The sequence below is a fragment of the Arthrobacter sp. zg-Y40 genome, assembly GCF_020731535.1.
Taxonomy (GTDB): Bacteria; Actinomycetota; Actinomycetes; order Actinomycetales; family Micrococcaceae; genus Arthrobacter_B.
The window spans coordinates 169,087-183,485 of record NZ_JAJFZS010000003.1; the positions used below are offsets into that span (position 1 = coordinate 169,087).

Annotated in this window: 16 protein-coding genes; 11 read left to right on the plus strand and 5 right to left on the minus strand. The window is 65.9% G+C overall.

From position 1 onward, the window contains the following. The first annotated feature begins 12 nt into the window (after window positions 1–12). Together LJ754_RS04510 and LJ754_RS04515 are read left to right on the plus strand one after the other, a co-directional pair. Entirely contained in the window at window positions 13–681 is a 669-nt protein-coding gene (locus tag LJ754_RS04510; protein ID WP_227925687.1) for a GntR family transcriptional regulator, read from the plus strand. A 248-nt stretch (window positions 682–929) separates the two neighbouring features. Next, on the plus strand, window positions 930–1,784 hold the full coding sequence (locus LJ754_RS04515) for an aldo/keto reductase (protein WP_227925688.1): 855 nt from the start codon (window positions 930–932) through the stop codon (window positions 1,782–1,784). 36 nt (window positions 1,785–1,820) lie between these two features. On the opposite strand, the gene LJ754_RS04520 is transcribed toward LJ754_RS04515, so the two are convergent. After that, the gene (locus LJ754_RS04520; RefSeq protein ID WP_227925689.1) at window positions 1,821–2,966 is read right to left on the minus strand and encodes an FAD-dependent oxidoreductase; all 1,146 of its coding nucleotides are present in this window, start codon (window positions 2,964–2,966) and stop codon (window positions 1,821–1,823) included. A 136-nt stretch (window positions 2,967–3,102) separates the two neighbouring features. On the opposite strand from LJ754_RS04520, the gene LJ754_RS04525 reads away from it, so the two are divergent. The 4 genes from LJ754_RS04525 to LJ754_RS04540 all read left to right on the plus strand — a co-directional run bounded on the left by LJ754_RS04525 (window position 3,103) and on the right by LJ754_RS04540 (window position 6,777). Beyond that, window positions 3,103–3,630, plus strand: a complete 528-nt coding sequence (locus tag LJ754_RS04525; protein WP_227925690.1) for a MarR family winged helix-turn-helix transcriptional regulator — start codon at window positions 3,103–3,105, stop codon at window positions 3,628–3,630. Window positions 3,631–4,292: 662 nt separating this feature from the next. Continuing rightward, the gene (locus LJ754_RS04530) at window positions 4,293–4,856 is read left to right on the plus strand and encodes an MOSC domain-containing protein (protein ID WP_227925691.1); all 564 of its coding nucleotides are present in this window, start codon (window positions 4,293–4,295) and stop codon (window positions 4,854–4,856) included. Window positions 4,857–4,882: 26 nt separating this feature from the next. Next, window positions 4,883–5,923 (plus strand): FAD-dependent monooxygenase, encoded by a 1,041-nt coding sequence (locus LJ754_RS04535; RefSeq protein ID WP_227925692.1) that lies wholly within the window; start codon window positions 4,883–4,885, stop codon window positions 5,921–5,923. Window positions 5,924–6,060: 137 nt separating this feature from the next. After that, window positions 6,061–6,777 (plus strand): NADPH-dependent F420 reductase, encoded by a 717-nt coding sequence (locus LJ754_RS04540; protein ID WP_227925693.1) that lies wholly within the window; start codon window positions 6,061–6,063, stop codon window positions 6,775–6,777. Between the two features lie 11 nt (window positions 6,778–6,788). On the opposite strand, the gene LJ754_RS04545 is transcribed toward LJ754_RS04540, so the two are convergent. Then, window positions 6,789–7,496 carry an SDR family NAD(P)-dependent oxidoreductase gene (locus LJ754_RS04545; protein WP_227925694.1) on the minus strand — a complete coding sequence of 236 codons (708 nt, stop codon included), beginning with the start codon at window positions 7,494–7,496 and terminating at the stop codon, window positions 6,789–6,791. 101 nt (window positions 7,497–7,597) lie between these two features. On the opposite strand from LJ754_RS04545, the gene LJ754_RS04550 reads away from it, so the two are divergent. Then, the gene (locus LJ754_RS04550; RefSeq protein WP_227925695.1) at window positions 7,598–8,467 is read left to right on the plus strand and encodes a helix-turn-helix transcriptional regulator; all 870 of its coding nucleotides are present in this window, start codon (window positions 7,598–7,600) and stop codon (window positions 8,465–8,467) included. Between the two features lie 256 nt (window positions 8,468–8,723). On the opposite strand, the gene LJ754_RS04555 is transcribed toward LJ754_RS04550, so the two are convergent. After that, entirely contained in the window at window positions 8,724–9,470 is a 747-nt protein-coding gene (locus tag LJ754_RS04555) for an SDR family NAD(P)-dependent oxidoreductase (protein ID WP_227925696.1), read from the minus strand. 84 nt (window positions 9,471–9,554) lie between these two features. Between LJ754_RS04555 and LJ754_RS04560 the strand changes: the two genes are divergently transcribed. Beyond that, the gene (locus LJ754_RS04560) at window positions 9,555–10,136 is read left to right on the plus strand and encodes a TetR/AcrR family transcriptional regulator (protein ID WP_227925697.1); all 582 of its coding nucleotides are present in this window, start codon (window positions 9,555–9,557) and stop codon (window positions 10,134–10,136) included. Beyond that, window positions 10,133–11,740 (plus strand): alpha-amylase family glycosyl hydrolase, encoded by a 1,608-nt coding sequence (locus tag LJ754_RS04565; protein ID WP_227925699.1) that lies wholly within the window; start codon window positions 10,133–10,135, stop codon window positions 11,738–11,740. The genes LJ754_RS04560 and LJ754_RS04565 overlap by 4 nt, the downstream gene beginning before the upstream one ends. Here LJ754_RS04565 and LJ754_RS04570 read toward each other — a convergent pair. Then, window positions 11,737–12,114, minus strand: coding sequence for a VOC family protein (locus tag LJ754_RS04570; RefSeq protein ID WP_227925700.1), 378 nt, complete (start codon window positions 12,112–12,114; stop codon window positions 11,737–11,739). The genes LJ754_RS04565 and LJ754_RS04570 overlap by 4 nt on opposite strands. A 143-nt stretch (window positions 12,115–12,257) precedes the next feature. Here LJ754_RS04570 and LJ754_RS04575 point away from each other — a divergent pair, with 143 nt between their 5' ends. Both LJ754_RS04575 and LJ754_RS04580 read left to right on the plus strand, forming a co-directional pair. Continuing rightward, window positions 12,258–12,494, plus strand: a complete 237-nt coding sequence (locus LJ754_RS04575; RefSeq protein WP_331461507.1) for an ArsR/SmtB family transcription factor — start codon at window positions 12,258–12,260, stop codon at window positions 12,492–12,494. A gap of 81 nt (window positions 12,495–12,575) precedes the next feature. Then, complete coding sequence (locus LJ754_RS04580; RefSeq protein ID WP_227925701.1) at window positions 12,576–13,262, plus strand: MBL fold metallo-hydrolase; 687 nt, start codon at window positions 12,576–12,578, stop codon at window positions 13,260–13,262. A 41-nt stretch (window positions 13,263–13,303) separates the two neighbouring features. On the opposite strand, the gene LJ754_RS04585 is transcribed toward LJ754_RS04580, so the two are convergent. Then, a complete protein-coding gene (locus tag LJ754_RS04585; protein ID WP_227925702.1) occupies window positions 13,304–14,314 on the minus strand; it encodes a lantibiotic dehydratase C-terminal domain-containing protein in 1,011 nt (336 codons plus the stop codon). Between the last annotated feature and the right edge of the window lie 85 nt (window positions 14,315–14,399).

Consider the following 14,399-nt stretch of genomic DNA (forward strand, 5'->3'; position numbering starts at 1 on the left):
TATGATGGACGGATGACACCCACCGCCGACGCCAAGCGACAAGCGCCCTCCGAACGCGTCTACTCGCTCCTACGGGCAGCGGTGCTGCACGGAGCCGTTAAGCCTGGGCAGCCGCTCCGCCCCCAGGAGTTGGCCGACCAGCACGGCGTGAGCCTCGCCGTCGCCCGGGAGTCGCTCTTGCGGCTTGTGGGCGAGGGTCTAGCCGAGCGGCTGCCGAACCGCGGTTTCGCGGTCCCCACCGTCGGCGATGACCGGTGGCAGCAACTGGCGCAGGCCAGGGCACTTCTCGAGCCCGCGATGCTGCGCATGTCTATCGAGCGGGGAGATCTGGAGTGGGAGGCCCGGGTACGGGCGGCCCATCATCGGCTCTCCGGCACGCCTCCGTATGAGCACGAGGGTGACGCTTATTTCTCGGATGCCTGGGCGGCTGCGCACCATGATTTCCACCGCACTTTGCTGGACGCCTGTGGCAACGAGGTGTTGATGGAAACCTTCGATCGCATGTGGACCGCCACTGAGCTCGCCCGGCGCTGGTCAGCCGCAATCGCACCGCACCGCGACGGGGCTGGCGAGCACCGCGCGCTCGAAGAGGCAGCACTGGCGCGGGAGGCCGAGAAAGCAGCCGACTTGCTCACCCGGCACCTGACCGGCACCGCTACCGCCCTCTCGACGCCACGCTGACGCGGGAGGGAGATCCTGTGCCGTCATGGTGCGCTTCTTATGCCCGGCCCGCCCCTTCCCACGCAAGCACTCCGCCGCGGCGCCCGCCAGCAGCCGGGAAAAACTTGCCGCCGGCCGGGTCCATCCGGCCCGTGCCGGAATACGCTCAGATGAGCCGCGTCCCGCCTCAATGCGCGTTCCCTTCACCGCAGACTGCGGGACCATGGCAGGCAAGAGCGTGTTCCGCTGATCGGTGAGGAGCAGGAACCATGGTCCTGGACGACACGTACACCTTGGCCAACGGCCAGCCCATTCCGAAGCTGGGTCTGGGCACCTGGTTTATTGACGACGGCGCCGCGGCGCAAGCGGTCCGGGACGCCGTCGAGATCGGCTACCGGAACATTGACACCGCGCAGGCCTACGGCAACGAGCGCGGGGTGGGCGAGGGCGTGCGCACGGGCGGGGTTCCCCGCGGTGAGCTGTTTGTCTCCAGCAAGCTGGCCGCCGAGATCAAGGACTACGACGGCGCCGTGGCCGCCATTGACGGGTCCCTGGCCACGATGGGCCTGGAGTATCTGGACCTGATGCTGATCCACAGCCCCCAGCCCTGGAACGACTGGCGCGGCGGCACCTACGCCGAAGGCAACCGGCAGGCCTGGCGGGCACTGGAGGAAGCCCAGCAGGCGGGCAAGCTCCGCTCCATCGGTGTCTCCAACTTCGAACAGTCGGACCTGGAGAACATCATCGAGGTCTGCACGGTGGCCCCGCAGGTGAACCAGGTGCTGTTCCATGTGGGCAACACCCCGGATGACCTCCTCTCCTACTGCACCGGGCAGGGCGTCCTCATTGAGGCCTACTCCCCCATTGCGCACGGAGAGATCCTGGAGAACACCGACGTCGCCGACATGGCAGCGCGCTACTCGGTGACCGTTCCGCAGTTGTGCATCCGCTATGCCCTGCAGATGGGCACGGTCCCGCTACCCAAGACGGCCAATCCGGACCATATGCGGGAGAACGCCCAGGTGGACTTCACCATTTCCGACGAGGACATCAGCGCCCTGTGGCGCCTGCGCATCAGCGACTACGGCAGGTCCAGCCGGTTCCCGGTTTTCAGCGGCAAATAGTATGACAGCTCTGAAATGGCCGCCCAGCTGCTCCGGTTAGTCGTGGTACTCGCGGCCATAGGTTTTGGCGCCCGCCATCATGTTCCGCAGGGTGGCCGGTGCGTTGTAGCCGAAGGTGCTCTCGAAGGACTGGTAGCCCTCCTCGGAGGACGCGGCGCTGCGCGGCAGCATCTCCTCGGCGAACGCATCGAACGCGGCATCGACGTCATCCGTCGATGCGGCAATCAGCCTGCCCAGCTCCGCGCCGTCGTAGAGGGCCCAGTTCGCGCCGTCGCCGTCCGGCGGTGTCAGGTGCGCGGCGTCGCCGATGAGCATCACTCCCGGCACCCGGTCCCAGGTGTGGCCGAGCGGGAGGCCCCAGATCGGACGGATGACGGGGTCCGCGTCGCCGGCCGTCAGCAGCTGCCGGAGTTCGGGCGACCATCCTTCACCGAGCTGGTCGGCAATCACCTGCAACGCCCGGCTACGGTCCGTGAGGTCGAACGTTTCCACCCAGGACAGCGGCTTTTTGAGCACGGCATAACTGTGGATGATGTCGTTCGCTTCGCGGTGACCGAAAATACCCCGGCCGGGCTGCATCGCAAGCATCGCGCCCCGGCCGACGAGTTGCGCGCTGCCCGGGTGGCGGGCTTCGACGTCGTGCAGGAACGTTTCGGCCCAGAGGGTGCCGAGATATTCCGGGGCTGCGCCGTTGAGGTAGGACCGGACCCGTGACCAGGCGCCGTCCGCGCCGATCAGGATATCCGCGTCGATCGATGAGCCGTTGGCGAAGACGACGGTGTGGCTGGTGCCGCTGCCGTGGATCGATGCAACTTTGTGGCCCCAATGGATGACACCGTCCGGCAGCGACTCCACCAGGATGCGGCGCAGCTCGCCGCGCAGTACCTCGGGGTTGGTCAGTTCCCCGTCGTCGGGGATCTCACCGACGAGTTCCCCGGCAGAGTCGAGGAACCGCATGGCCTCGGCGCCCATGTTGATGATTGACCGGAATTCGTCCATGAGCTGGCACTGCTCGAGGGCGGCCTGGCCGTTGAAGTCGTGGATGTCGAGCTGGCCGCCCTGTGTACGTGCGTTTATCGATGGCTCCCCCTCGTACACGGCCGCCGGGATGCCGTTGAGGTGCAGGACGCGTGCGAGCGTCAATCCTGCAAGGCCGGCTCCGATGATGACGATGGGCTTCATGATCAATCTCCTTCGTTGGAACGAGGAGACCTGCCGGGCCCCTCAACTTGTGCTGTTGCAAAATGATTATGTAACAAAACTATTATTTTGCAAAGGGTGTATGCCCCCTGACGCAAAACTATTTTGCGAATAAACTATGGGCATCAACGATCCAGGAAGTGAGCGTGCAGCGATGGCAGATGTTGCCGGACCCCCGACCCAGCGTGGACAGATCATTGCCAGCCTCCTGGCCTTCACCGCGGCGCAGAACGAACTCGTCCGCCTGTTCGCACGCAGTAACCACATGCATTCCACCGACGCCGCGGCGGTAGTGCAGATCATTGAACACGAAGACCAGGACCGGCCGCTCGCTCCCGCCGGTCTTGCGGCGCGCATCGGGCTGTCCCCGGGAGCGACGTCGATCCTGCTGGCACGCCTTGAGGAGGCGGGCTTCATCAGCCGGACACGGGAGCACACCGACCGGCGCGTCGTGACGCTGCGCTCCACAAAGTCGATCAACGACGCCGCCGACGCCTTCTTCCAACCCTTAGCCCAGGAGCTCGACGCTGCCCTAGCGGCGTTCGCGCCTGACGAGATCGACGTCGTGAACCGTGCTGCCGACGAATTGCAATCCGTGCTCGAGAGCTACGTCCGCACTACTGCGAGTGAGATGGAATCCAGTTAGCGGTGGCGGTGGCGTTGGCGAGGCCGTCGAGCTAGGGCGCCTGCACGCGGTATGGCTTCCATGGTCTTCTGCTTGAGAAAGCCCTAGCTTATGAGCCGCTGGTACGGCTTGGCGCCGGGGGACGGGGTCCGTGGGCGGTTCGTTAACTACTTCGGAGCGGGACTGATCGCGGGACCGCTGGCGACCTCTTGGGTGGCATAGGTGAGACCGGGGCCGTCAAGATCAGCAACTATTGGATCGGAGGGCTCTCGCCCTGGACATTTTGTGGTGAGCTCATAGCTGCCGTGCGGCTGAACGAACTCGACCTTTCCTTGACTGTCTGATTTCGCGCTCGTCGAGATTTCGGGCGATAGAGCCTGACTGCCTAGTGGTTTGAGTTCGACTACGCAGTCTGCAACAACACCGTTTCCCACCGGTTCCCCAACAACAACGGTAAAGAAAACGTGTCCCTCAGGAGGCATCGGTGCACTTCCGTAAGTGCAGCCAGAAATGAGGAGGGCTAGAACTACGGAAGCGCACGCACACACCGGCACCGTCTCTCGTTTTGGCCGAGAGAGGTATTTTTCTTTGCCCATGCTGAGAGTGTACGAGGACAGTGAATCCGTTGCTCGCGCTCTAAGCTCTCCCCGCAGGCCGAAGCGGGATATGAAATGATCCCGTCCATGACTGTCAGCCGGAATCCCGAAGGACCGAGTGTGCTCTCCGTCAGTCAAAGCAGCAAGCACAACTTCAGCAAGGACCGGGTGGAATCGGTGCTGCTCGTGGAAGGGCTGGGTATCGACGGCGACGCGCATTCCGGGACCACCGTGCAGCATGTGTTTCGGAAGCGGTCCCACCCCACGGAGCCCAACCTGCGGCAGGTGCACCTGATCCATGCGGAACTGTTCGATGAACTGGAGCAGGACGGCTTCGAGGTGCGTGCCGGCGACCTCGGGGAAAACATCACCACCCGCGGCATCGACCTCCTGAACCTGCCCGAGGGAACACTCCTGCGCATAGGACCCGACGCCGTCGTTCAGGTAACCGGCCTGCGGAATCCCTGCCGGCAGATTGACCGCTTCCAGACCGGGCTGCTTAAAGCGGTGCTGCCCCGCGACAGCGAAGGAAAAGTCGTGCGCAAAACGGGAATCATGGGCATCGTACTGACCGGCGGACTGGTGAGCATCGACGACGGGATCCGCGCCGAGGTTCCTGCCGGTCCGCAACGCCGGCTCAAGTGCGTCTGAAACCGGACCATCGAGGAGGAGAGGCCATGCGCGGTTCAGCACTGGTTGTCGGAGCGGGTATCGCAGGAACCGCCGTTGCACGCGGGCTGCTCCGGGCAGGATGGTCGGTCCAGCTGCTCGAACGCGGCGCAAACCTGCCCGGCAGCGGAACGGCACTGGCCATGTGGCCCGAGGCGATGCGAGCCCTCGACGCGTTGGGAGCCGGGGACGCAGTCCGCAGCGGTTCGGTGGAAGAGCACGGCGCGCGGATCCTGAAACCCGACGGCAGCCAGATCGCAGCCATGGGCCGCAGCCGGACCGCCCGCCTGGTCCCACGCACCGTCCTGCTCGACGCGCTGGCCGGGGATTTGCCCGCCGGGGTTATCGAATGGAATTCACCGGTCGCCGGGCCCTCAGCCCTGCCCCCTGCCGATGTTGTTGTGGCCGCCGACGGAATCTTCAGCCGCCTGCGCACCGCCTGCAACGGAATATCGCCCCGGGCGCTGGGAACAGTGGCCTTTCGCGGCGTTGTCCCCGGCCCGGCCGGTGGAGTCAGCGAGACGTGGGGGCCCGGCCGCCTGTTCGGCATTACCCCGCTCGATGCCGGTAGCACCAACTGGTTTGCCTGCCTCCGTTCCACAGACCTTCCCGCGCTGGGCTCCCCGGACGCTATCGGCGCCCAGGGGGCAGACCTGCTGCGCAGCCTCTACCGCGGGTGGCATCCGGACGTCCTCCGGGTCCTGGGGAAACTGGACGGAAGCCCGATAGATTACCGGGAACTGTTCGACGTCCCGCCGCTCCCGTCCTACATTTTCGGCAACATGGCACTGCTGGGCGACGCGGCGCACGGCATGGCCCCGAACCTTGGCCGCGGCGCCTGCGAGGCACTTCTGGACGCGGTTGCCCTGATCGATGCACTCACCTCGGCTCCCGACGTTGCCGCCGGCCTGCAGCGCTACGACGCCGGCCGGCGTCGGCGGGGAAACCTTATGGTCCGAGCGGCGCGGCTGCTGAACCGAGTCGGAACGGCCGAGCATTTCACCGGAGCCCGAAACCTCGCAATGTCCGCCGGGGCACGGTTCGCCTAGCACTTCCACCGGACGGAAGCACCCGCCGGGACGCCGCCGCCAGGGGAATTCCAGCACAGCCGGGGCTGTTTGCTCCCCTAGGGACAGACGCAGGACACCGCGGTCCGTTTAGCTGAACACTATCGAAGGAATATGTAATGGCAACACTGGGAATCATCGGAAGCGGAAACATCGGATCGGCCGTCGCCCGGCTCGCGGTTGCCGCGGGCATGAACATTGTTATCGCCAACTCGCGGGGACCTGAGACGCTCTCGGACCTGGTCGCGGAACTTGGGCCGAGAGCCACGGCCGGAACGGTGGAAGATGCCGCGAAACTCGGCGACGCCGTCGTACTGTCCATTCCGCTCAAAGCGGTTTCCGAGCTTCCGGCCGGCTTGCTGGACGGGAAAATCGCCCTGGACACCAGCAATTACTACCCGTCCCGGGACGGGCGCATCGCCGCACTCGATGACGGCACCGTCACCACCAGTGAACTGGTGCAGAGCTGGCTTCCCGGAGCGCAGTACGTCAAGGCGTTCAATAACATCCTGGCGCACCACATTCCGCTTCTTGCCCGCCCCAGCGGTGCCGCGGACCGCTCCGCCCTGCCCATCGCCTCCGACGACGGTGCGGCCAAGGCTGAGGCGGCGGCACTCATTGACGCGTTGGGCTACGACGCCGTGGACGCCGGCACCCTTGCCGAAAGCTGGCGGTTTGAGCCGGACTCCGCGGGCTACACCCGCCTCTACCTCGCGGATCCCAGCACACCCGATGACCAGCTGATGAGCTCGGTTCCCGGCACGACCCCCGCGGAGAAGGTCCGGTCCGCGCTGGCGTCGGCCGCCCGCGTGAACGTGGCCGAACGCGTCTTCTAAGCTGCTTTTCGTCACCACACCACGGGGCCGTCCTTCGAGGTGAAGGTACCGGACGGTCCCTGCGGTCCCGCCTGGGCCATGGCCACGATAATGCCGGCACCCTCTGCCACCGTCTGGGTGCCGGTATGGCCGTTCAGGTCCGTATCCGTGTAGCCCGGGTCCACCGCGTTGACGCGGATGCCGGGAAAAGCCTTGGCGAACTGGATGGTGACGGCGTTGACCACAGCTTTGGACGCCGGATAGGCGATGCCGGGATAGAAGTGGGTGTAGCTGTCCGGATCGCTGAGCATGGCGAGGGAACCCAGTCCGCTGGAGACATTCACGATAGCCGGGGTGCTGGAACGCTGCAGCAGCGGCAGGAAGGCGTGGCTGACCCGCACCAGGCCGAAAACGTTCGTATCGAAAATCTGCAGCATGGCGTCGGCAGTGGTTTCGGCCGCGCCCAGGATGGAGTTATCCGGTTGCCTGCCCTCCACGCCGGCGTTGTTAATGAGCACGTCCAGCCCGCCGTCGAACTCCACCTGCTTGGCGGCGGCGTCCACCGAAGCCTGGTCGGTCACGTCAAGCTGCACAAAGCGGGCGCCGAGTTCCGCGGCGGCCTTCCGCCCGCGCTCCTCGTCCCGTGCGGCGATGTAGACGGTGTTCCCGGCGGCGAGCAGCCGGCGGGCGGTTTCCTTGCCGAGGCCCTTGTTGGCACCGGTAATCAGTGTGGTTGTCATACCGCCATCCTGATCCCTGTCCGATCCGATAGGCAGGCTCCTGGTTTTCCTAGGAACGCCAGTCCCATGACAAGCCTGTCCGGCCACGGCAGACTGTCCTGATGGAAACGTTGGATCTGGGCCGGGCGGTGTTCCGCTGGCGGAACCGCCTCACCGCCGAAACAGTTGGCGTGCCGGTTGGCGCACGACGCCGCGTGGCCGGGTTGCGCCGGGAGGAACTGGCGGTGCTGGCCGGGATCAGCGTGGACTATCTGGTCCGCCTGGAACAGGGCCGGGCAACCTCACCCTCGGCGCAGGTGGTCGAAGCCCTCGCCCGGGCACTGCGGCTGACGGATACGGAACGCGAACTGATCTTCCGGCTCGCCGGACAGGCTGTTCCGGGAGTGGAACTGATCCCCACCCGGATCCCGCCGAGCATTCAGCGGCTGCTGGACCGGCTCGGCAACAACCCCGTTGCCGTATTCGATGCCACCTGGACCCTGCTCACCGCCAATCAGCCGTACAACGCACTGATGGGCGACACCTCCTCCTGGCGGGGCATTGAGCGCAACACCCTGTGGCGGTTTTTCGTCGGCTCCGGCTCCCGGGCCGTCTCGACGTCGGCTGAACTCGCCGATCTGGAGGCCCGGCTGACGTCGGACCTGCGGATGGCCGCCGCCCGCTACCCCGCCGACCCGCGCCCCGGGCAGCTGGCACGGACCATAGCCAGAGACAGCGAGCGCTTTGCCCGGCTCTGGGAGGCGGGAAGTATCGGTTTGGGCGGGGATCAGCCGCGGCGCAAGATCATCCGGCATCCCGACGTCGGCGATCTCGCTTTGGACTGCGACACCCTCACCGTTGCCGGCGACGGACTGCACGTGATGGTCTATACGGCCGAGCCCGGCAGCGCCGATGCCGACCGTCTGGCCCTGGCCGTGGTGCTGGGCACACAGCAGATGGCCGGCCCGCGGGAGCAGGGCGCAGATAGCTGAAGTCCAATCGTGCACCGCTTTGCTAGGGTCGTGCTCGAACACCAATCGCGTGGGGGGGGAACCAGTGAAGATACGCGGACCAATAACAGCAGCAGCACTGATAACCGGCATGCTGGTTCTGAGCGGCTGCAGCACCACAACAGAAACTGCCGCCGCCTCCGCCCCACTCGTTGAGGGCTGAATCCCCGACGAAGCATGCCAAGGGGCGGCATCGCACAGGCTCCACTTCTGCCCGGGCGCACGCTGCACCCATTCCTCACATCAGCACACCCCCGGATACCTCGATCCGCTCCCCCGTTGCCCAGCGGAACTCAGGCGACACCAGGGCAGCGATCGCGTCGGCAATGTCCTCCGGCTCGCCCACCCGCCCCAGGGCGGTCTGCCCGGACAGCGCCTCCCGCATGGCCTCACTGTCGCGCATGGCTCCGCCGTTGAAGTCCGTCGCGGTCGGCCCCGGTGCGATCGTGTTGACCCGGATGCCGCGCGGTCCCAGTTCGGCGGCGAGGCTCCGGGTAAGCGCTTCGAGCGCCTTCTTCGACGCCGCATAAACGGAGGTCGCCGGGCTGACATGCCGGCTGAGCGAACTCGACACGTTCACAATGCTTGCCCCGTCCGCCAGGTGCGGCAGGAAGACCTGTGTGACGAATAGCGGCCCCCGGACGTTGACGGCAAAGGTGGTGTCGAATTCCTCCGCCGTAATAGCCCCCAGTGGTGCGAACAGTCCCACCCCGGCGTTATTGACCAGCACATCGATGGTGGTTGAATCCCATTCCTGTCCGATGCCGGTAAGCACTGCGGCGCGGGCCGCCTCAATGGAGGCGAGGTCCGCAACATCCATCCCGACCGCCATGGCTTCGCCGCCAGCGTCGACGATTTCGTCCACGACGTCGCGTGCATCGCCCCGCGCTGCAGCGACCACTTTGATCTTATTCCGGGCCAGGGCGAGCGCAGTGGCCCGTCCGAGTCCGCGGTTGGCTCCGGTCACGAGGGCTATGCGGGTCATGTCTTCTCCTGTAAGTAAATGGATACTTACCGCTAAGCTAGTGTGCGGACACCGGCCGGTCAATACCTATCGAAGGGGAAACAGATGGCACGTGACGCTGAAGCCACACGGGAGCGGATACTCGCCGCAGCGACCGCGGAGTTTGCCGCCCACGGTTTCGCCGGCGGGCGTGTGGAGCGGATCGCTTCCCAGGCACAGAGCAACGTCCGGATGATCTACGCGTACTACGGCAGCAAAAGCGGCCTGTTTGATGCCACCCTCGCGGAAGCGCTGCGGCGCATGGCCGCGAACGTCCCCCCGCGCCCCGAGGACCTGGCCGGCTGGGCCGGAGAAGTGTTCGACCACCATCAGCGCTTCCCGGAAGTCCTCCGCCTGAGCATGTGGGCCCAGCTCGAGCGGCCGGAGGCCACCGCCGAGCCGAGCGGCATCTACCGGGACAAAACCCTCGCCGTCGCTGCCGCGACCGCCCGCCCACTTTCACCCGTTGACCTTCTGGTTTTCATTTACGCCATCGCGCAGGCCTGGCAGCTCTCGCCGAAAGGGCTTACCAGCCTCAACGAAAGAGGTGATGAAGTTGCCGCCCGCCGGCAGGCCGTCGTCACCGCCGTCGAGCGCATGCTGCAGGCCCGCGGGTTTGAAAGCCCGCATACCGGAGGCGCCAAATGAGCGGGTCCGCGCTGCACGCCCAGCGGGACGGCGGGTGGCAGGACGCCGTCATCTACCAGGTGTACCCGCGGTCCTTCGCCGACGGCGACGGCGACGGGGTGGGCGACCTTGCGGGTCTGCTGGACCGCCTCCCGTACATCGCCTCGCTGGGCGTGGACGGCATCTGGATGACACCGTTCCAGCCCTCCCCGCAGGTGGACCAGGGGTACGACGTCAGCGACTACTGCGCCGTCGATCCGCTCTTCGGCACCATGGACCAATTCGACCAACTGCTCGCATCGGCCCACGCGCTGGGGCTCCGGATCTTCCTCGATGTGGTGCCCAACCACTGCTCATCGGAGCATCCGCTGTTCCAAGCCGCCGTCGCCGCCGGGCCCGGCTCACCGGAACGGGCGATGTTCCACTTCGCGGCCGGGAGCGACGACGGCGCCCCGCCGAACAACTGGCAAAGCGTCTTCGGCGGCACCGCCTGGAGCCGGGTGAATCCGGGCTCCGAGACGGACAGGGAGTGGTACCTGCACCTCTTTTCCCCGGAACAGCCGGACTGGAACTGGCGCAACCCGGCGGTGGGCAACTACTTCGAGGGCGTGCTTCGCTTCTGGTTCGGCAAGGGGGTGGACGGCCTGCGGATCGACGTCGCCCACGCGCTGTTCAAAGCCGACGGTTTGCCGGACGCGCCAACCGCGGACCCCGTCGTCGACGGCCTGCGTTCCAACCCGAAAGTCTCCGATCAGGAGGAAGTGCACGAGGTCTACCGGCGCTGGCGCCGCGTTGCCGACTCCTACTCCCCGGGGCGGGTGCTTGTCGGCGAGGTGAACCTGGCACCGGACCGCGCCGCCCGGTACACCCGCCCTGACGAAATGCACCAGGCCTTCGCGTTTGCCTTCGTCAAACTGGGCTGGGACGCCGCCGCGTGGGCCGCCGCCGGCACGGAACTCGAAGCCGCCCGCAAAGAACACGGGGCACCGCCCACCTGGGCGCTGGAGAACCATGACATCAGCCGTTCCGTGACACGTTTCGGCGGCGGTGACCGCGGAGTTCTTCGGGCGCGCGCCGGCTTGGTTGCCATCCTCGGACTGCCCGGGGGCGCCTACATCTACCAAGGCCAGGAACTCAGCCTTCCCGACGTCGACGTCCCGGTTCACGCCCGGGTGGATCCCATGTGGGCGCGCGGCGGGGTGTCCCGTGACGGGGCCCGCGTTCCGCTGCCCTGGACGACAGCTCCCGAAAATGCCTACGGCTTTTCCCCTCCGGGTGCAGCTGAGCCTTGGCTGCCGCAGCCGACGTTCTGGGGATCACGGTCCGTGGAAGCGCACCGCGGCGATCCCCATTCGGCCCTGCATCTGGTTGCCGGGGCACTTCGACTGCGCACCGAACTGCTCGCCGAGGGGATTTTCGCGGCCGACGACGCCTGCAGCTGGCAGGTCCGGGAGGATGGGTTGCTGCTCTGCGAACGCGGCGATCAGATCCTGCTGGCCGTGGCGATGGGCGATGGACCCTGCCCGCTGCCGGACGGAAGCGTCCTGCTGTCATCATCACCCCTGACCCCGGGAGGGTTCCTCCCACCCGACACCGCCGTCTGGATGCGCCGGCACCGCCGCTAAGCGGACTGGACTTCTACGACGCAGAATAGGTTATTCTCCGGGTCCGCAAGCACGGAAAGGCGCATGCCTGGATGTTCATCCAGCACTTCCCAACGCAGTGTTGCCCCGAGGCCGATGAGGCGTTCGGCCTCGGCCTCCCGTTTCCCCCATTCGACGCGGAAGTCCAGATGCATCTTCTGCTCGTCGTCGGCCGTTGTGGTGGTGCTGCGGTGGAAGTGGAACCGCAGTCCGTTCCCGGCGTCGGATGAAAGGAACATGTCGGAGTCATTGCCGGCCGGTTCCCCGCCGGCGGCCGCTGCCCAGAAGGCGGCAAGGGCCTGAGGGTTTGCAGCGTTGATCGTGATGCCGGAGAGGCTAAGTTCGGAAGTGCTCATGGGTGACCTCCAGGTCAACGGAAGAGTTATATCGTTGTTCGTCGATAATCGATGAATGCTAGCATCCCTGTATGCGCGTCGTCGTTCACCCGTCCCTGAAGGACATCCCGGTTCACCAGGTAATGCATGCTCTAGGAAGTCCCGTGCGGCTTGCAGTCGTAAAGGAGCTTCTGGACGGACAGGTGCACCAGGGCAGTGAGTTCGATTTCGGAGTGAGCCAGTCGACGCTGAGCCACCATGTGAAGATCCTCCGCGAAGCGGGCATTGTTCAAAACGATCCCGAAGGGACGCGCTGCCTGATGTCGTTGCGTGCCGCCGAACTGGAAGGACGCTTCCCCGGGTTCGTTGAAATGCTTAGGGTCCTGACCGCTGCGCACTGAATGAAAAAGCGTTAGGCGGTATCTGTGGCCGTCCCTCCGGAATAGGCTGGAAGGGCCGAATTCCAGCTAAGGAGAGTGGCCATGAGCGAACCTGCCAACGGCGGAAACGCCCGCCTGGATGTCGAAGAAACGGTGCGCGAGACCGTGGTTCCCGCCGGGATTGCAGGTCCCGAACCGCTGGCCATGAACGTGCGCTGCTACGCCGTGGCCCAGCCCGCGGGCATTGTCATCATTGATACCGGCATCCCCGACACCGAGGCGGGCATCGCAGCGGCGGTCCAGGCCCTGGGCGGGACCTTCGACGATGTCCGGGACATTGTCCTGACCCATCTGCATCTGGACCACATCGGCTCGCTCTCCGCGGTTGCGGCACGGGCTCCGCTGGCCGCCATTTACGCGGGCGGTGCAGACGCGCCGGATATCCGGGCACCGCACGCAATCATTCCCATCAGCGAAGGGACCGCCATCCAGGACTTCAGTGTCCTTGCCACCCCGGGCCACACCGAGGGCCATGTGAGCCTCTTCCACGAACCCACGGGAACGCTGTTCATCGGTGACGCCGCGGCCTCGGATCAGGGCGACGTCATCCGCGGGCCTGCGATGTTCACCGCAGATGCCGCCCGTGCCGAGGAATCACTGGAACGCATCGCGGACCTGGGCCCCGCCCGCATCCTGTTTGCGCACGGCGCCGAACTCGAGGATCCAGCCGACGCACTGGCCCGCCTGATCGGCGGCCCCGGCCCGCATCCGCCCGCCGGCCGGCTCTAAAACCGCGCGCCCGGCCCGCCGGGGCCGGGCGGTTGTCCTGGTTATCCCTGCCCGTGAAGCTGGGCTTCCTTCTCCTTGCTCCACGCACGGGCGTAGATACCGAGCGCCGCCTCTTCGCGCAGGGGGATGCCGAGGCGGTTTTGGAGGACTCCGCTTGAGGCCAGGGCCAGCCGTTGCGCACTGCGGCTGATCCGCTGCTTGTCCGCCCGGTACAAGTACAGATCAATGGTCTGCGCCCAGCGTTTGCGCCAGAGATCCACTGACGGCTCGGAGGCCAGGGCTCCCATCACCCGGTGTGCCGGCGTAATCCTCGGTGCCATCTGCGCCAACATGACCTTGCGGCCCTGTTCCGTCCGTCCGCTGAAGGACGCGGTGCACGCCTGCAAATGCGTGTTCCAGTAAAAGTCCCAGCTGGTGGTTCTGCGGTCCGGCCATACTGCGGACCGGGGGCCGCGCATCATGGCATGGGCGGTGTCAAAGAGGAGCAGGGCCGCCAGCATGGAGCGCATGCTGGGCCGGGGAAAGCGGTTAACCGCCCACAGGGCCAGGTCCATGGACACTTCGGCAACATCGGATGCCAGTTTCAGGCCCTGCGCACCGCCGAACCGCGAAAACGTTGCCTCCATGAGCTCGGGTACCCGTTCCCCGGGCCGGGGCGGATACACGACATCCGTCGATCGGGTGAGCTTCACTGCTCCGAGCTTGGCTGTGCTGCCCTCCGCGAGCGCGTGCGCAAACTTCCAGACCCGTTCGACGGTTTCGTGAGCGGCAAGCAGATGCAGCTGCACCGCCGGATGGTCCGGTTCCTTGCTCCGCGAAAAACCGAACCGGTACCCGCCCCAGCTCTGGGCCTTGGCACTAAGCGGAATGACGATATGGCGGATAATTCCATCCCCCGCATACTCCGGCTCTGCACTCTGCTGCCGGGTCCCCTGCTGCGGATCCGCCGCTATTTCCAGGATGGACCACACGGCGGTGCTGCCGGATTGCTGCTGGACGGGCCGGGTTCCCGGTACTCCGGGAAAAAACTGTACTTGCGCGGTTTGGCTCATTTAAACCCCAAGATTGTTCGTGCCAATGGTGGTGCGGTTACACCCATCACCAGAGTGTGTTTCAGGGCGGCAAGGTTTGTCCCGC